Genomic DNA, 15,605 nt, shown 5'->3' on the forward strand with positions numbered 1-15,605 from the left:
CTGATCGCACATCCCTAAAAAAGTTGCGGCCAGCCATTGGGGGATGGCTGGCCGCGCGCGAACCGGTCTGGGACGGGGAGGGGTGGGGATGTGACCGGGTCGCGTAACCTGTTGTCTCGTTCCTGATCGAACTACTGATCTCTTGCGCTGGCGGTGGAGACCGCCGGCTTGGTATCGCCGAGCGAGACCCAGACGTTGGGATCGCTCTGTGACTGGCGCTTGACGAAGCGGTAGCCGGTCTCCGTCCAGGCAACGACGTTCTCGTTCTGATTGTCGAGAACGAACTCGCCCTTGTCGGTCTTCACCGTCAGCACCGCGTGCCCTTCGCCCTTCTTGTCGCGCACGACGGTGATGAGCAGGGCCTCGCGAGGCCAACCGGCATCCATCAGCATCTTGCGCTTCAACAGCACGTAGTCTTCACAGTCGCCGTAGCCGTCTGATGGCAGCGACCACTTCTCGATCACGCCCCAGTGCTCCTGGTCGGTCAAAGGCTTGACGGTCTCGTTGACCCAGCGATTGACCTTGACGAGGTCGCGCCATGCAACCTGTGACATCACGATGTCGCGCGGCTGCGTCGGTGCGCCCTGGCACTGAGCGGCGTTATCCGCACAGAACTCGACCCAGCCGATCGGCGCGCGCGTGGTGTCGCCGAGGCTTGCGTAGAGCAGACGGTTCTCACCGGCCTGCACCGTCGCGCTGATCCCGAAGAGCATGGCAGCGAGCGCCAAACCCTTCCCCTGTCCCCTGAAGTCCAACATTGCGGCCCCCGTTTCTTGTTGGGACCACATTTCGCACGGAGCTTTTGAGTTGCCGCTAAGTCGACCAAGTCAAGTCGAGACGAATGCAAGTAAAATGCGCGGCGAATTCGATCTATACTTGAATCGAATTCGACTAAAATTTGAGAATACTGCAATTGATTCAAATTTTATCGATTAACGCGGAAACGCTGGCGGAACTGATGCTTCCACGCGCGCGAAGGTCACGCGTTAACCCGCGCACGGCCGCTATCGGGCACGAAAAAGGCGGCGTCCGCCTCGCGGAGGCCGCCTTCTGGGCTGGAAATACGGTGGTTTTCGCGCGCTATGGCTTTACCGCGCGGTAACGCTCTCTTCGAGTGTCTCGATCGGCTGCGCGTGAACGAACTCCAGCGCGAAACCGTCTTCGAGGTTTCGGACCACGCGGCCCTGGACGCGGCCGAGCAGAACCGTCGATTTCAGCGGCGGGCGGTTCTCGGCGGCAATGGCGGCGCCCGACAGCGAGAGGTCGATGATGCGGCAGGTCATCTTGGTGCCGTCCTCGAGCGTCAGCACCGCGATCGGGTTGCGCGGCACGATACGGTCGTGGCGACGGTCTTCCGGCAGATTGAGGATGTCGCGGTTGGCGAGCCAGGTCAGCTGTGCCGCGAGCTTGTCGCGCTTCCGGGGCGTTGCGCCGATCGTCATGGCGAAGCCATTGTCGATGATGCGGGTGATCTTGCCCTCGACGCGGCCGATATGGTCGAGATAGGCGACCACGCGGTCGCCGACATTGCCGATCCCAGGGGCGAGCAAAGCGAGGCCACCCGGCGACATGTTGATCACCTGGCAGGGGAATTCCCGGCGGTCCGGCAGCATATAGCGGCCGAGCAGGTGCACCTTGACCCGCTGGAAACGCCGACGTTCCTCGGCGGCCGGAAGAAATTTTTTGTTCGCCAACGCCATTTTCACTACCCGACCCCCCGCCCGGGCGGAGTCCGGACGACCCTAAGGCGCATAGGGTTAATGCCGCGTTAGGATTGGGCGTGTCGATGACGGACAGACACAATTCGCTCGAAAAGCCACATCAAGGGCGGGCAGGCCAGCACTGTCAGCGCACCGAGGTCGAGCGCGACCGCGGCGGTCCCGGCCGACTTGGCGAGCCGGCCCGCCACCGCCGGTCCCAGCATCATCGCGGCATAGAAGAGTGTGTAGAACACGCCCATCCCGATCGCCCGCGTCTCGGGGGCAAGCACGCGGGCGGCGAGGCTCATGATCGGGCCGGCCGGATGGCCGCCGACCAGGCCGATCAGGACCAGGATCGTGATCACCGCATCCGAACGGCTCAGCCAGGCGAGCAGGGCGGCCATCGCGAGGCTGGCCGCGATCGCCAAGATAAAGGGCCGCTTGAAGCGGTCAGCGAGATAGCCGCCTGTCGGCACCGAGATCACCGACAGCCACATCACGACGCTGATCGCCGAGCCTGCGGCGGCGATGCTCCAGCCCCGTTCGGCCAGCAGCGAGGGGCCGAACGAGAAGATCATGGCGAAGCCGACATTATAGAGGCCCCAGATCAGGCCGGCGACGATCACCGCCAGCAGCGCGAGGGGATCGAGCCGGCCTGAGCCGGCCGCGCTGACTGTTGCGCCCGGCGGCGGCTGGTAGAGCGTGATCAATCCAATGCCGATCGCGGTCAGTGCGGCGGCTGCGAGAAACACGGCGCCTGCGCCATAGGCGGTGCCGATCGCCGGCAGCACCAGCAGCGAGACCGCAATACCCGCCGGCCAGGAATTGACGAAGATCGCCATCGCGGTTGCGATCTCCTTACCCGCGAACCAGTCGGTGCCCATCTTGGTGAGCTGCACCGTCAGCAGCACGCCGCCGGCGCCGGAGGTGAGGCGGCCCGCCATCTGCCAGCCCCAGACGTCGGTGGTGGCCATGACGAGGCTGCCCGCCGTCATCAGCAGCAGCGCCGCGATGGTCGTGGGCTTGTCGCCGAGGGTTCGGCCGATGGCGCCGCCCGGCAGCGCCAGCACCACGCCCGGTGTGAAGTAGAGTCCGATCAGAATGCCGATATCGGCGAGCCCGACGCCAAAGCGCTGTTGCAGCAGTGGCGCCACCGCAGCCACGCTCTGGAACTGGAACGCGATGGTGAGGCGAGCGACGAACAGGATCGCAAGTATGCCCCAGCGATTGCGCAACGCCTCATCTCCCCAAGCCCTGTGCCGAGCGTGCGGTGGGGAGAGGCCGGAGTCAACCGGCCGCCTTCCTCGTCGCGCGCTGATAGAGAAGACACAACAACGCCAGCAGCACGGCGGCCGAAAGCCCGAGCGACCAGTGAATGCCGATTGCCGCGCCGGCCACCCCGACCGTGATGCCGCTGAAGGCCCGCATGCCGAGCCCGGCCATATTGTAGAGGCCGACGACCCGGCCGCGGATGTCGTGCGGCGCGTTCAGTTGCACCAGCGCCTGCGCCATGGTGTTGAACGACAGCTCGAAGAATCCCGCGAAGAACAGCAGCACGATCGCGACCGGATAGATCCGCACCGCGGCGAAGCCGAGCAGCGCCACGCTCCAGAGCATCGCAAGCCAGATCGCGGTGCGCGGCGTCCCCTTCAGGCGTCCCCAGGATTCCAGCGCGATGCCCGCGAGCAGCGCGCCGCCGGCATCGGCCGCCAGCAGCACGCTGTAGGAGACGCCGGGATCACCATGGCCGAGATCGCCGGCAAAGCCCGGCATCTGGGCGTGATAGGCATTGCCGATCATGAAGGAGGTGAGGCCGGCAAGCCACGTCATCGCGGTCAGGACCGGCTGCGTGCCGATGGCCCGGATGGTCAGCATGATGTCGGCGAGGCCGCGCACGGCGAAGCGCCGCACCGCGACGCTGTTGTCGCGCACCGGCGCCCAGAACAGCCACAGCAACATCGGCAGGTAGAACAGCGTGTTGAAGATGATGCCGTGCGAGGTGCCGAGCGTCAGCATGATGATTCCGCCGACCGCAGGCCCGACCAGAATGCCGAGATAGCGCGCCATCGCGTTCAGCCGCACCGCGCTCGGAAGATCTGCCGGGCCGACGAGATCGTAGAGCAGCAGCTGGTTCGGCGTCTGCCAGAGCACACCGGCGCAGCCATGGATCACCAGCAGCAGCATCGCGTGCCACATCTGGATCGTGTCGGTGATGAAGAAGAAGCCCCAACCGGCCGAGGCCACGATGAACAGCAGCATGCCGCACTGGATGATGCGGCGCGGATCGAACCGGTCGGCGAGCCCGCCCACCGCGACCGAGAACAGCAGGAACGGCAGCCAGTGCGACAGCACGGCAAAGCCTCCCAGCGTCGGCGAATGGAATTTCTGGAACACCACCCAATAGCTGATCACATGCTCGATATTGTCGGCCATCATCGCCAGCACGTAGGCGGTGAACTGCAGCCGGTACGGCACGGACTTCATCGCCGCGAACGAGCCGGAAGCGGCGACAGGATTTTGGGGGAGAGGGTTCAAGGGGCACCTGGGCGGGACTATTGCGGCCTTACACGTTCGCCGCCGACCGCTCAAGACACTTGGGTGTGCTCGAGGTGCGCGCTCTTGCGCGCCTCGAAGGATGGGCCGCGGGCGCCTGTGGCCCGTCCTTCGAGGCTCCCCTTGCGACGCTGACGCATCGCAAGGGAGCACCTCCAGCGACAACCGCTTCGCGGTTGCGCGGGGATGACGGCGGTGGTTGTGGCGGGCTACGAACGCGCTTCTAACCTAGCGCCTTTACATATACCGCATACGGCACGCCCAAAATATCCGGCGCCTCGCGAACCCGGACAAACCCCATCCGCAGATACATCGGCAGCGCGACTGTCATGATCGGCGTCGTGTGCAGGGCAATGACGCCCGACTGGTCGCGCTCGGCGCGGCGCAGGCATTCCTCGGTCAATTGCCGGCCGATGCCTTTGCCACGCGCCAAGGGATCGACCACCAGCATGCGGATGACGGGCCAGGCCGGCTCGAAGAAAGCCGGCTTCGGCGCTTGCGGACCGACATAGGCGACAGCGCCGACGATCTCGCCGCCATCTTCGGCGACGATAATCTCGCCGGATTTGGCAAGTTCGGGCATCTTCGCAACATTGGCGGTGAACAGCGGCCAGTCGGAATAGTCCTGCTCGAATTGCGCGAACGCGGCGAGTGCGACGCGCACGATCGCTTCCGCATCCGCTGGCTGATAGTCACGCAGCATCGGCTGTGTTCTCCCGCAGCTTCGCGCTTGTCAGCCGCCGCAGACCGGGCCGATCCGGCAGATTGTGCGGCGTCCTGACGTTTCCGGCGAGACCGACAGTTTCAAGCGACCGGATCAGCCACCAGCCGGGATCGACTTGTCCCGGCAACAGTCCCATCTTCGCCGAGCCGGGATAGGCATGATGGTTGTTGTGCCAGTTCTCGCCCATGCTGATCAGCGCCGCGAGGCGGACATTGTAGCCCTGGGCGGCGACACCATCGACGACCCAGACCTGATCGCCTCTGGTGTGGGAGAAGTGGCCGACCAGCCAGTGCCCGGTCACGCAGACACTGACGCGCACACAGATGCCCCAGACCAGCCAGTCCACACCGCCGATTGCGAGGAAGAGCACGGCCCACGGCAATTGCTGTAACATCCATGTGCGCTCGACGAAGGCGTAGAGCCGGTCATTGGCGAGCCGCGGCTCGAGCTTGAAGCCGGGTGGATGGCGCAACACCAGGTGGCAATGCAATTGCCACCAAGCATCGCGCCAGAAGCCGGCGCGATGGCAGGAATAGTCGTGGCAAGCGGGCTGGCGCTGCGCCCAGTCGCGGAAATCATGCAGGCGGATCATGCCATAGGGGCCGGCCATGCCGACAAGCGTGCCGAGATAAACCAGGAGATGTTCGAGCCAGAGCGGGCAGTCGAAGCTGGCATGGATCAGCTTGCGATGCATGCCGACGGAATGTCCGCAACAAAGCGTGATGGCGCTGGTGACGATGAAGAGCGCGAACGCCGACCAGGAGAAGCTGATGGGTCCGAGCGCGATGGCGGCTGCCGTCATGCCTGCCAGCCACAGCGATTTCGCCGGTGCCCATTGCACGGTGCCGTCCAGCGGATCGGTGTCAGGCGCGACGACGATTCGTTCCGAGCCCGGTCGCAAATCCATGGTCTGATCCCGGCAGAGTTCCGAAGCAGGTGGTGCTAGCGCGCCAGCCTGCGGATACAACTGCGGCGTGTCAACGGGCGCGTTGGTATTTGCAACGTCGCACGGCTGACATAGGCTGATCTCAGCCCGCACCATCAATCATAACAGACGGGCATCGAGGACACGTCCATGGAACAGATCCGCGTCTGCACCCACGCAGGGCCGGGGAGCGAGCCCGTCATCAAAACCGTGCCGTGGCCGAAGGTCGGCCGTAAGGCCGCGTTGATCAAGGTCGGCGCCTGCGGCGTCTGCGGCACCGATCTGCATATCCTCAAGGGCCATTGGCCGAAGCCGCTGCCCTGGCCGTTCACGCTCGGTCACGAGCTCGGCGGTGTCATCGTCGAATGCGGTGACGAATTCACCGAAGACTTCATGAGCAAGCCGCTGAAGGTCGGATCAAAGGTGATGATCCCGCCGCTGATGCCGTGCGGCCGCTGTTATTACTGCATCCATTATCCGCAAGTAGCCAACAAGTGCCTGACGCCGGTCTATTACGGCCGCTATCTCGGCTTCGACAAGGCGCCGCACATGTGGGGCGGCTGGGCCGAATATGTCTATGTCGATCTCGACATGCTGCCGGGCACCAAGATCTACAAGCTGCCGGACGACATGTCGCTGCGCCTCGGCGCGCTGTCGGAGCCGCTGACCTCCTGCATCCGTGCTTTCAACCGTGCCAGCCGCGCCGGCGGTTTTTCCTGGGGCGATACGGTGGTGATCCAGGGCTCGGGCCCGATCGGCATTTTGGCGGTTGCGGCCGCAAGGGAGATGGGGGCAGGGCGCGTCATCTGCGTCGGTGCGCCGGAGGAGCCGCGGCTTAAGCTCGCGCGCGAGTTCGGCGCGGAGGCGACGGTCAGCATCGAGGAGCTGACATCGCCGCAAGAGCGCATCGCGCGCGTGCGCGAGATCGTTGGCGGCTTCGGCGCCGATCTGGTGATGGATTGCTCGGGTCACCCCTCAGCCGGCCCCGAAGGCATCGAGATGCTGCGTGATGGCGGCACCTATGTCGAGATGGGCCAGTTCACCGACGCCGGCTCGATCGACACCTCCTGGCACCGCATCTGCACCAAGGACCTCAACGTGCTGGGATCCTGGGGCTTCACCGGCAACGATCTGCCGCTCGGCGTCGACATGCTCTACCGCACGGCGGGCAAATACCCCTGGCTGAAGATGCAGACGATCTATCCGTTCACGGAAGCGGGCGTCGCGCAGGCGGTGAGGGATGCGATGGCGATGAAGACGGTGAAGTCGACCATCGTGCCGTGGCCGGAGCTGGTGGACTAGCCGATGGTGTCGATCCCGCACGATCTCTCAGCGTTCCTGGTCGAAGCCAAACGGCGCACTTACGCCGGCCTCGACGACGACGCCACCGTGGCCGCGCCGCTGCTCGCCGGCTCGAAACAGCTCGAGCATCGCGCGCCGCCTTATGCCTATCGCGATATCTATTTCGGGATGGGATTTTTCGTTGGTCAGGAGACCGTGTCGCGGGACGGCCGCGTCATCTGGTCGATGAGCTACAGCGGCGGCGCCCGCGCGGAGATCACGGACCGGGACACTTTCCTCGCGATCTACAAATTCCTGCGCCAGGCGCTGCTGGGTGTGTGCGTCGAGGAACCTTACCGGGGACCGGGCCGGTTCGAGCAGGCGGGCATGGTCTACCGCAACGAGGTCGAAGGCGCGCTCGACCGTTTCCATGGTGTCGAGACGATCGCGCGGCATGATGGCACAGCGCTGTATGAGCTGCGCTATAGTGGCGGATTGTTGCGATAAATGATCCGTAGCCCGGATGGAGCGAAGCGTAATCCGGGATTCTCGCCCGAGGCTCCCCGTATTCCGCTTCGCTCCATACGGGCCACGAGGCGGAGTTTGGAATGAACGACGAGACGACAGACGAACAGACATCCGAACCAAGCCGGCGCTCCCCCTTCCGCGCCATCCGCGCGATCGACTACACTGTCATCTTCGTGCGCGACATGCCCGCGATGCGCCGCTTCTACGAGGACGTGCTCGCCTTATCCCTGTTGCGCGAGCTTTCGCCGAACTGGATCGAGTACGGCATGGGTCCCAATACGCTGGCCCTGGCGAGGCCAGGCCGCACCGCGACTGACGCGCCGATTCCGCCCGGCACGGCCTCGCTGCAACTGGCCTTCAAGGTATCAGCGGCCGAAGTCGACCAGTGCGCCGACGAACTCGTGCGGCAGGGCGTGGCGCTACTCTCGCCGCCGACGAACCAGTCGTTTGGCCATCGGACGCTGTTTTTCCGCGACCCCGATGGCAATCTATTGGAGGTCTACGCGGAGATCTGATCTAGGCGAGCTTGCGCGCTGCTGCAGTGGCCTTGTCGCCCGTGTTCGGTGTGCCGGTCGGCTCGATGAGCATGAGGTGAACCTCTTCGCGCGCCACCGGGCGATGCTCGACTCCCTTGGGTACGACGTAGAGTTCGCCCGGACCGAGCGTTACGGTGCGGTCCCGCAATTCGATATCCAGATGGCCCTTCAGGACCAGAAAGAAATCGTCGGTGTCGTCATGCCTATGCCAGGTGAACTCGCCCTTCACCTTCACCACCATCACGTCGCAATCGTTGAAGGTCGTGATCGTGCGCGGAGACCAGAAGTCTTGAAAGCTCGCGAACTTGTCGGCAAGGGATATTGCGTCGGCCATATGTCCTCTCGTTCTGGTTTCTCGTGAGCACGATTTGGGATCGAATGGCCGACGTGACAAGGCGTGCATCCGGTCAGTGGCTCTCCTTCACCACCGTCGCGCCCACCACCCTGGTGCCCTCCAGCTCCCGCACAATCCGCTCGTCCGGCCCGACGACACCGAGATCGAACTCTCGCTCCGGCGTGACAAGGATCATGCGCTGGCCGACGATCACCAGCACCGTCATGTCGTTGTGCTCACCTTCCACGGCCCACGTACGGATCTCGTCGGCGTAGGGCTGCTTGCGCCAGGCATTGGGAGAGCCCGGGTCGCATCGGACCTCGATGCCGTCTTCGGACGTCGTCAGGACCAGCTTTGACCGGCTCGGCTTCCAGCGCTCGTCGAGGAGATCGCTTGCGAGCCCCAGGCAGGCGAAGTCCTCGCATTCGGCTGGCCGCTCGGCGTAGACCCTGCAGCCGCGGCCGGGTTTGCAATGCCGGCACCAGCTGCCGGCCGGCTTGGCCAAGGCCTCGATGGCCATTACCTTGCAGCAGAGCGTGCAATCGCCGCAGGTGCGTTTGACGAAAGAGGTCATGCGCGCATTTCCGGCACCTCCGATCGCGCATATTTTAAGCGAGGTCGCCGCGAAAATCTGCCGCTTGGGTGCAAAATTTCGCTATATGCAGCAAAACGGCCAGAAAACGCTGGATGTAGTGGGTTGAGCGGCCGGTAAGCTTATTCTCGATGTCGCCAAAGCCATGCGTCATAGGCATGGTGATTTGCCCGCGCATGGCGTAAAGAGCGTCCAAATCAAATCACCACGCGTGCGGCCGGACTATTTGCCGCCTACGCAGCTTCAGGTCGCGCGGCTCGACGTTCCGCGCCTGGACCAACCAAGGTTTATCCCGTGTCCTTCCCGACCATGAGTCCGCCGCTCGCCCGAGCTTTGGCCGAGCGCAACTACGACCGTCCGACCCCCGTTCAGCTCGCCGTGCTCGCCGACGAGGCCGCCGACCGCGACCTCCTGGTTTCGGCCCAGACCGGCTCCGGCAAGACCCTGGCCTACGGGCTGGCCATGGCCAAGGACCTGTTCAAGGATCTGCTGGGTGACGCCGAGCGATTTGAACGCGCAGGCGCACCGCTCGCCCTGATCGTGGCGCCGACCCGCGAGCTCGCGTTGCAGGTTCAGCGCGAACTTGCCTGGCTGTATGAGCATGCGAACGGGCGCGTCGTCTCCTGTGTCGGCGGCATGGATCCACGGCGCGAGCAGCGCGAGCTTGCAGCCGGCGCTCACATCGTCGTCGGCACGCCCGGCCGATTGTGCGATCATTTGCGGCGCAACCGTCTCGACATCTCGGAATTGAAGGTCGTTGTGCTCGACGAGGCCGATGAGATGCTCAATCTCGGCTTTCGCGAGGACATGGAATTCATCCTCAAGACCACGCCGGAGACGCGCCGGACGCTGCTGTTCTCGGCGACGTTTCCGCGCGGCATCGTGGCGCTGGCCAAGCAATACCAGCAGCAGGCGTTCCGGATCGAGGTCGCCGGCGATGAGGGCGGTCACGCCGACATTGAATACCGCGCCATCCGGGTCGCCCCCGGCGATGTCGAACATGCGGTCGTCAACGTGCTCCGCTTCTACGAGGCGCCGAGCGCGCTGGTGTTTTGCAGCACGCGCGATAACGTCAGGCATCTGCAGGCGGCGCTGCTGGAGCGCGGTTTCTCCGTGGTCGCGTTGTCAGGCGAATTGACGCAGAACGAGCGCACCACAGCGCTCCAGTCGCTCCGGGACGGACGCGCCCGCGTTTGCGTCGCGACCGACGTTGCCGCGCGCGGCATCGACCTGCCGAGCCTCGATCTCGTCATCCATGCCGACCTGCCCAACGACGCCGAAGTCATGCAGCATCGCTCGGGTCGCACCGGGCGCGCGGGCCGCAAGGGGACAAGTGTCCTGCTGGTGGTGCCGGCACGACGGCGGCGCGCCGAGCTGCTGCTCAATCTCGCGGGCGTCGACGCAAACTGGGGCACGGCGCCGCAGGCCGACGAAATCCGCAAGCTCGACCACGCGCGCATGAAGGACGTGCTGTTCACCGAGGAGACGACACCGGACGATCTTGCGTTGGCGCAGGCATTGCTTGCCGAGCGGTCGGCCGAGGACATCGCCGCGGCGCTGGCGCGGCTTTATCGCGCGCGACTGCCGTCGCCCGAAGACATCATCGATCCCGGCGAGCGAACCAGCCGGCCGCGCGATGATCGCGGTCGCGACAAATTCCAGGATAAATTCCAGGACAAATTCCACGATAAATTCCAAGACAAATTCCACGACAGGGGCGGAGAAGATCGCCCTGAACGGCCCCGGCCCAAATCGGGAAAATCGTCGTCGAAGCACGGCATGGCCGATGGCAGCGTCTGGTTCCGCGCCAACATCGGACGAAAAAAGAATGCGGAAGCGCGCTGGCTGCTGCCGATGATCTGCCGTCGCGGCGGCATCGACAAGGGCGACATCGGTGCCATCAAGATCATGGACACGACGACCGAGTTCGAGATTTCCGAGCGGGTCGCGGAATCCTTCGCGGCCAAGATCAAGCGTCCGGACAAGGAAGACAATATCCGCCTCGAGGCGATGACGGATGCGCCGCAACGGCATGCGCCTTTGGAAGAGCGGTCAAAGCCGCCGCGGCGCGAGAGCAGCGAGAGCGATCATCGTGAACGTCGCGACGATCGCCCGCGCGATGCGGGATTCAAGCCGCGCGGCAAGGATTTCGGCGAGCGCGGGCCGAAATTCGACGACGCTCCTTCGTTCGGACCGAAAAAGAAGCACAAGAACAAGCCGGGCCACGCCGAGCCGTCAGTCACGCCATGGGCCGTGAAGAGCGCGCCGGGAAAGAAGAAGGCGAAGAAGAAGCATCGCGGCTGAACTGCGCCTGACCGCGCAGACAGCAACGATGCCGCCGGATTGTAGCGGCGGCATCGTATAGAACGTCAGGTGTGAGTTCAGCGGCCACCACCACCGCCGCCTCCGCCGCCACCACCACCACCACCGCCGGCATCACGCAGCGACGTATTGTAGCGCGGGTCGGTCTGCCTCATGTAGATCGGCGAGATGTCGTGGTCAGTGCGAACGACCCGGCGTCCGCCCTGCTGCGTGGCTTCGATGAAGCCCATGCAGCCTTCGAAGAAAGCGGTGTCGCAGCCATAGGTCCGGACCTGCCCGGCGTTGGCGCTGGTGGCGCTGACCGCGGTCGTCGCAGCGAATGCAATCAAAGCAAGTTTCGACAATGTAAGTTTCATGGAAATTCTCCAGCCTCGATTTGGCGAGACCGGAACGGCTCGCACAGACCTTCGACGGGGGCTCGCTGTGTCAGGTTCGAGGGGGCGCTTCACGCTCGCGTGAGCCGGGCTGCGAGGGGAGGGACGTTACGTCGCAGCGAGATCGCGCAGCATGTAGGTCGCATTCGCGCCGTAGGATACGAGCTTGGCGCGCAGTTTCGCATCCGCCGCGACGGGCCGAAAGCCGAGCCGCTGCCACAACGGCCGCGTAGCGTAGACCGAGACGAGTGCGAGGGTCGTGACGTGTGATGCGCGTGCCAGCGCCTCGATGTCGGCAACATAGTCGCGCGCAACGCCGCCGCGAAAATCGGGCAGCACGGCAACGTCGTGCACGTAGATGCAGTCGGCATGGCCGGGGAGTCGTTCGAGGAAACCATCGAGTGGCGGAATCCGGTGCAGCGCCCAGGGGTGTGCGAGGCCGTAGCCAACGATCTCATCGTCCGTGAGGAGCACGCGGCAGCCTTCGGGATAGAGCCGCATCTTTTCAGCGAATACGTCGGGACGTTCCGGAAGATCCGGATGAATGTGCGCCGCGATCGCGCTGATCGCCGGCAGGTCGGAAACGCGCGCGGGGCGCCAGTGCGGCTTGGTCATATCGGTCCGTCTCACGCAGTCCAGTTTATTCCGCCGCGTCGACGCGTGCAGCGAAAAATATCGTCGCCGCTGCCCGAGGAATACGGCGCCTCGTGCGGCGTCCTACTCATGCAAGCCAATTGCATGACAGGAGAGACCATGACGACATCCCCGATCCGCCTCGCGCTCACGCTCGCCGTGTCGCTCGCCATCATTCCCGCTGCCTTCGCCGCGCCGCCGACCAAGACCGGCAAGACCGACAAGGGCAATGTGCTCACCGACGCCAAGGGCATGAGCCTCTACACCTTCGACAAGGATGCGGACGGCAAGTCGGCCTGCAACGGACCGTGTGCGACGAACTGGCCGGTGCTGAAGGCCGAGGCCAGCGATGCCGCCGGCGACGGTTATACCATCATCACGCGCGACGACGGCTCCAAGCAGTGGGCCTACAAGGGCAAGCCGCTCTATACGTTCGCCAAGGACACCAAGCCCGGCGACGTCACCGGCGACGGTTTTCTGAACGGTGCGTGGCATCTGGCGATGCCTTAAGACTCGCGTGCCCCGGACGCAGCGCAGCACGCAGTGATGCGCTGCAGAGCGGGGGCCCTTCGCCGCGATGCGGTTCCTGGCGGGGCAGTAAAGGTGCCCCGCAGTTCCCTCGAGCGGCGAGCCTGGCTCACGCAGCCGGCGCCGGCACCAGTCCGTAGCGCAGCATCGTTTCCTTCATCTTCACGGGATCGGGCGGTGCGCCTGTCGACAGCAGCGCAGCCATTTCCGAGAAATATTGCGGGCCCAGCACCCCCGGGCTCAGGATGCACAGGCATGTCGCCGGCCTCGTCGAGCGATTGGTAAAGCCGTGCACGATGCCGCGCTTGATGAAGACGGAGTCACCGGGGCCAAGATCGGTCTGCGCACCGTCGATCGTCCAGGTCGAGACGCCTGATAGCCCGTAGATCGTTTCGTCCCAGCGGTCGTGATAGTGCGGGATCGGCATCCGCGCATTCGGCTGCTGCGTCATTTCGAAGATATCGACGCTGCCGCCGGTGTCGTCCTTGCTGTGCAGGAAGCGGAGCTCAAGTGCGCCGAAACTGATGACGTCGGGCATGGTTGGTTCATTCCAGGTGAGAGGGGCGTCGCGATGCGGCGCTCGCTCACATCGAAACGAAAGCTACCGCAGCCCCTCATACACCATCAGCCCGCGTGCGATCTGCAATTTGCGGATCGCGCGCGGCAGCAGTTTCTCGGGCTGGTGCAGATAGCGCCAGGAGGTGAGGGTAAACGGGCCAAGCGCGCCGCATTCGTCGTTGAACGGCGCCAGCACGCCCGTGACGCTCACCGGCGTATGCGGGCGGGCATTGAAGGGCAGCAGCAGCAGTTCGAGATGCGCCTTGCTGCCGTCCTCGCGCGCGGCGGTGATGCCGGCGATCGCACCCAGCGTCTCGTCCGCGACGATTGTCGTGATCTCCTCGATCTCGCTGCGGCTGGCTTCAGTGAACAGCGCCGCAAAGCTCTGGTCCTTGAGATCACACCCCGCCAGCGCGCAGACGCGGGTGCCGGCGACGCGGAACGGGAAGCCGAGGTTGGGCTCGCTGGCCAGCACGAAGATGTCGCCGAGCAGCTCGCGGACCGCGGCCGGATCGATCTCGGCCCTGTCAGGGGCCCGCGCAGTGCCGCGCTTCTTGTCCCAATATTCGAAGAACGCGCGGCTCGACGGATGTTTCATGACTGAACGCTTTACCCCCGGGCGCATCTCGCGGGACAAACCTGTCCCGCTTCAGTGCACCCGCGATCCCTGTGTTGTTGTGCAGGAGGGGCTTTGCAGCGTCCATGCCGCGAGGGCGTTTTCGGCACCCTTAAGGCTGGCTTTGCGTCGTTAACGTTAAATTAACTATGCGCTTTGCGTGTCCGGCAGCCCTGCTATGGTGACCGCGGTCGCAAGCCTCGCCGCTTTTCTCCAGGTTCTCGGCGGGGCCTGTACACAGGCGTCAAACAGTTTGGTCACGGGCCGCGGGGAGGGGTGGGGATACTCCTTACTCCTCTCGGCACCGGAAGACCGACACGGACAGGCAGGGCTTTCCCAGGGCTCTGCCTTTTCCTTTTGTGCACTTGCGCAAGGCCCGTAAAGGCGACTATCTCCAAGCCTGTCGCGCCGATCGCGCCTGAAAGCGAAGCTGCCTTGGATTCCCCGCCGCAAGATTCGTCGCCGCAAGGTCCCCAACCGGACCTGCCGGCCGTCACCGAGGAGGCTCCGCGCGAGCCGATCCTGACGCTGCCCGTGGCGCTGACCGCCTATATCATCCTGCTCGCGGTGATCCATCTGCGGGTGCTGCTGCCGCCGGAGCTGGAGAACTGGACCATCGACGTCTTCGGCTTCATCCCGAAGCGCTACGATTCCTCGCTGCTCAATCTGGAGATCCCCGGCGGCGCCGGCGCCAAGGTCTGGACCTTCGTCACCTATTCGCTGCTGCACGCCAATCTGACCCATCTCGGCTTCAACGTGCTGTGGCTGCTGCCGTTCGGCAGCGCGCTGGCGCGGCGTTTTGGTACGCTCAGGTTCTTCGTGTTCCTCGCGGTGACGGCGGCGGCCGGCGCGCTTGCCCATCTTGTCACCCACGAGCATGCGGTGGCGCCGATGATCGGCGCCTCGGCCTCGGTGTCGGGTGCGATGGCAGCCGCGATCCGCTTTGCCTTTGTCCGCGGCAGCTTCCTGTCGTTCAGCCGATCGGACGCCGATACCGCCGCAAGGGTTCCAGCGCTGCCGCTGTCGCGCGCGCTGCGCGACGGGCGGGTGGTCGGCTTCCTCGCGGTGTGGTTCGGCGTCAACATCATCTTCGGCGTCGGCGCGATCGGGATCGATGCCGAGACCACCAGCGTCGCCTGGCAGGCCCATATCGGTGGCTTCGTCGCCGGCCTGTTGCTGTTCGCGCTGTTCGATCCCGTGCCGCGTGTGCGAAGCGATGCTGCGGATGCGTCATCACAGGACGTTTCAGACCGTATTTGAAGCGGCGCTTGCGGCGGGGCCCGAATTCATCCATCATTCCCGAGAAGAATGTCGAAGCTGCAAGCCGCTAGCGGCGATGCTTCGCAAAGCGCCTGAGCGTGAAACCGGCGCCTAAACTGTTAGTTGAAGACTCGAAGAACA

The 15,605-nt window shown here is 64.6% G+C and carries 19 protein-coding genes; 6 read left to right on the top strand and 13 right to left on the bottom strand.

Features of this window, described 5'->3' with window-relative positions; genetic code table 11:
* Nucleotides 1-131 precede the first annotated feature (131 nt).
* From AC1RR3_RS12210 to AC1RR3_RS12235, 6 genes are all read right to left on the bottom strand, one after another.
* The gene (locus AC1RR3_RS12210) at nucleotides 132-758 is read right to left on the bottom strand and encodes a transglutaminase-like cysteine peptidase (protein WP_492822718.1); all 627 of its coding nucleotides are present in this window, start codon (nucleotides 756-758) and stop codon (nucleotides 132-134) included.
* Nucleotides 759-1,088: 330 nt separating this feature from the next.
* Nucleotides 1,089-1,700, bottom strand: coding sequence for a PilZ domain-containing protein (locus AC1RR3_RS12215; RefSeq protein WP_008140941.1), 612 nt, complete (start codon nucleotides 1,698-1,700; stop codon nucleotides 1,089-1,091).
* Between the two features lie 68 nt (nucleotides 1,701-1,768).
* Entirely contained in the window at nucleotides 1,769-2,935 is a 1,167-nt protein-coding gene (locus tag AC1RR3_RS12220) for an MFS transporter (RefSeq protein ID WP_492822721.1), read from the bottom strand.
* Nucleotides 2,936-2,987: 52 nt separating this feature from the next.
* The gene (locus AC1RR3_RS12225) at nucleotides 2,988-4,235 is read right to left on the bottom strand and encodes an MFS transporter (protein ID WP_492822723.1); all 1,248 of its coding nucleotides are present in this window, start codon (nucleotides 4,233-4,235) and stop codon (nucleotides 2,988-2,990) included.
* A gap of 241 nt (nucleotides 4,236-4,476) precedes the next feature.
* The gene (locus AC1RR3_RS12230; RefSeq protein WP_492822725.1) at nucleotides 4,477-4,956 is read right to left on the bottom strand and encodes a GNAT family N-acetyltransferase; all 480 of its coding nucleotides are present in this window, start codon (nucleotides 4,954-4,956) and stop codon (nucleotides 4,477-4,479) included.
* Nucleotides 4,946-5,884, bottom strand: a complete 939-nt coding sequence (locus tag AC1RR3_RS12235; RefSeq protein WP_492822727.1) for an acyl-CoA desaturase — start codon at nucleotides 5,882-5,884, stop codon at nucleotides 4,946-4,948. Before AC1RR3_RS12235 ends, AC1RR3_RS12230 begins: the two co-directional genes overlap by 11 nt.
* A gap of 168 nt (nucleotides 5,885-6,052) precedes the next feature.
* Between AC1RR3_RS12235 and AC1RR3_RS12240 the strand changes: the two genes are divergently transcribed.
* The 3 genes from AC1RR3_RS12240 to AC1RR3_RS12250 all read left to right on the top strand — a co-directional run bounded on the left by AC1RR3_RS12240 (nucleotide 6,053) and on the right by AC1RR3_RS12250 (nucleotide 8,226).
* On the top strand, nucleotides 6,053-7,204 hold the full coding sequence (locus tag AC1RR3_RS12240; protein ID WP_492822729.1) for a zinc-binding dehydrogenase: 1,152 nt from the start codon (nucleotides 6,053-6,055) through the stop codon (nucleotides 7,202-7,204).
* Nucleotides 7,205-7,207: 3 nt separating this feature from the next.
* Nucleotides 7,208-7,690 carry a DUF5680 domain-containing protein gene (locus tag AC1RR3_RS12245; protein ID WP_492822731.1) on the top strand — a complete coding sequence of 161 codons (483 nt, stop codon included), beginning with the start codon at nucleotides 7,208-7,210 and terminating at the stop codon, nucleotides 7,688-7,690.
* 101 nt (nucleotides 7,691-7,791) lie between these two features.
* A complete protein-coding gene (locus tag AC1RR3_RS12250) occupies nucleotides 7,792-8,226 on the top strand; it encodes a VOC family protein (protein WP_492822733.1) in 435 nt (144 codons plus the stop codon).
* 1 nt (nucleotide 8,227) lies between these two features.
* Here AC1RR3_RS12250 and AC1RR3_RS12255 read toward each other — a convergent pair whose 3' ends face one another.
* The 3 genes from AC1RR3_RS12255 to AC1RR3_RS12265 all read right to left on the bottom strand — a co-directional run bounded on the left by AC1RR3_RS12255 (nucleotide 8,228) and on the right by AC1RR3_RS12265 (nucleotide 9,369).
* Nucleotides 8,228-8,581: a cupin domain-containing protein gene (locus tag AC1RR3_RS12255; RefSeq protein WP_492822735.1), complete on the bottom strand. Its 354-nt coding sequence runs from the start codon at nucleotides 8,579-8,581 to the stop codon at nucleotides 8,228-8,230.
* Nucleotides 8,582-8,654: 73 nt separating this feature from the next.
* Entirely contained in the window at nucleotides 8,655-9,155 is a 501-nt protein-coding gene (locus AC1RR3_RS12260; RefSeq protein WP_492822737.1) for a hypothetical protein, read from the bottom strand.
* A 34-nt stretch (nucleotides 9,156-9,189) separates the two neighbouring features.
* Entirely contained in the window at nucleotides 9,190-9,369 is a 180-nt protein-coding gene (locus tag AC1RR3_RS12265) for a hypothetical protein (RefSeq protein WP_492822739.1), read from the bottom strand.
* Between the two features lie 113 nt (nucleotides 9,370-9,482).
* On the opposite strand from AC1RR3_RS12265, the gene AC1RR3_RS12270 reads away from it, so the two are divergent.
* A complete protein-coding gene (locus AC1RR3_RS12270) occupies nucleotides 9,483-11,477 on the top strand; it encodes a DEAD/DEAH box helicase (RefSeq protein ID WP_492823153.1) in 1,995 nt (664 codons plus the stop codon).
* Nucleotides 11,478-11,554: 77 nt separating this feature from the next.
* On the opposite strand, the gene AC1RR3_RS12275 is transcribed toward AC1RR3_RS12270, so the two are convergent.
* Entirely contained in the window at nucleotides 11,555-11,851 is a 297-nt protein-coding gene (locus AC1RR3_RS12275; protein WP_492822741.1) for a hypothetical protein, read from the bottom strand.
* A gap of 126 nt (nucleotides 11,852-11,977) precedes the next feature.
* Entirely contained in the window at nucleotides 11,978-12,484 is a 507-nt protein-coding gene (locus AC1RR3_RS12280; protein ID WP_492822743.1) for a GNAT family N-acetyltransferase, read from the bottom strand.
* A 138-nt stretch (nucleotides 12,485-12,622) separates the two neighbouring features.
* On the opposite strand from AC1RR3_RS12280, the gene AC1RR3_RS12285 reads away from it, so the two are divergent.
* Nucleotides 12,623-13,012: a COG4315 family predicted lipoprotein gene (locus AC1RR3_RS12285; protein WP_492822745.1), complete on the top strand. Its 390-nt coding sequence runs from the start codon at nucleotides 12,623-12,625 to the stop codon at nucleotides 13,010-13,012.
* 127 nt (nucleotides 13,013-13,139) lie between these two features.
* On the opposite strand, the gene AC1RR3_RS12290 is transcribed toward AC1RR3_RS12285, so the two are convergent.
* Complete coding sequence (locus tag AC1RR3_RS12290) at nucleotides 13,140-13,568, bottom strand: cupin domain-containing protein (RefSeq protein WP_492822747.1); 429 nt, start codon at nucleotides 13,566-13,568, stop codon at nucleotides 13,140-13,142.
* A gap of 63 nt (nucleotides 13,569-13,631) precedes the next feature.
* Complete coding sequence (locus AC1RR3_RS12295; RefSeq protein ID WP_492822749.1) at nucleotides 13,632-14,186, bottom strand: PAS domain-containing protein; 555 nt, start codon at nucleotides 14,184-14,186, stop codon at nucleotides 13,632-13,634.
* A 453-nt stretch (nucleotides 14,187-14,639) separates the two neighbouring features.
* Here AC1RR3_RS12295 and AC1RR3_RS12300 point away from each other — a divergent pair, with 453 nt between their 5' ends.
* Entirely contained in the window at nucleotides 14,640-15,464 is an 825-nt protein-coding gene (locus tag AC1RR3_RS12300) for a rhomboid family intramembrane serine protease (RefSeq protein ID WP_492822751.1), read from the top strand.
* Nucleotides 15,465-15,605 lie beyond the last annotated feature (141 nt).

It is taken from the genome of Bradyrhizobium sp. GW821-FHT13H05 (genome assembly GCF_058804065.1).

Excerpts from the sequence above, each read along its gene's own strand:
- AC1RR3_RS12215 (WP_008140941.1), bottom strand. The coding sequence starts at position 1,700 with ATGGCGTTGGCGAACAAAAAATTTCTTCCGGCCGCCGAGGAACGTCGG.
- AC1RR3_RS12290 (WP_492822747.1), bottom strand. The coding sequence starts at position 13,568 with ATGCCCGACGTCATCAGTTTCGGCGCACTTGAGCTCCGCTTCCTGCAC.
- AC1RR3_RS12240 (WP_492822729.1), top strand. The coding sequence starts at position 6,053 with ATGGAACAGATCCGCGTCTGCACCCACGCAGGGCCGGGGAGCGAGCCC.
- AC1RR3_RS12270 (WP_492823153.1), top strand. The coding sequence starts at position 9,483 with ATGAGTCCGCCGCTCGCCCGAGCTTTGGCCGAGCGCAACTACGACCGT.
- AC1RR3_RS12275 (WP_492822741.1), bottom strand. The coding sequence starts at position 11,851 with ATGAAACTTACATTGTCGAAACTTGCTTTGATTGCATTCGCTGCGACG.
- AC1RR3_RS12245 (WP_492822731.1), top strand. The coding sequence starts at position 7,208 with ATGGTGTCGATCCCGCACGATCTCTCAGCGTTCCTGGTCGAAGCCAAA.
- AC1RR3_RS12250 (WP_492822733.1), top strand. The coding sequence starts at position 7,792 with ATGAACGACGAGACGACAGACGAACAGACATCCGAACCAAGCCGGCGC.
- AC1RR3_RS12235 (WP_492822727.1), bottom strand. The coding sequence starts at position 5,884 with ATGGATTTGCGACCGGGCTCGGAACGAATCGTCGTCGCGCCTGACACC.
- AC1RR3_RS12260 (WP_492822737.1), bottom strand. The coding sequence starts at position 9,155 with ATGACCTCTTTCGTCAAACGCACCTGCGGCGATTGCACGCTCTGCTGC.
- AC1RR3_RS12230 (WP_492822725.1), bottom strand. The coding sequence starts at position 4,956 with ATGCTGCGTGACTATCAGCCAGCGGATGCGGAAGCGATCGTGCGCGTC.
- AC1RR3_RS12255 (WP_492822735.1), bottom strand. The coding sequence starts at position 8,581 with ATGGCCGACGCAATATCCCTTGCCGACAAGTTCGCGAGCTTTCAAGAC.
- AC1RR3_RS12285 (WP_492822745.1), top strand. The coding sequence starts at position 12,623 with ATGACGACATCCCCGATCCGCCTCGCGCTCACGCTCGCCGTGTCGCTC.
- AC1RR3_RS12280 (WP_492822743.1), bottom strand. The coding sequence starts at position 12,484 with ATGACCAAGCCGCACTGGCGCCCCGCGCGCGTTTCCGACCTGCCGGCG.
- AC1RR3_RS12295 (WP_492822749.1), bottom strand. The coding sequence starts at position 14,186 with ATGAAACATCCGTCGAGCCGCGCGTTCTTCGAATATTGGGACAAGAAG.
- AC1RR3_RS12210 (WP_492822718.1), bottom strand. The coding sequence starts at position 758 with ATGTTGGACTTCAGGGGACAGGGGAAGGGTTTGGCGCTCGCTGCCATG.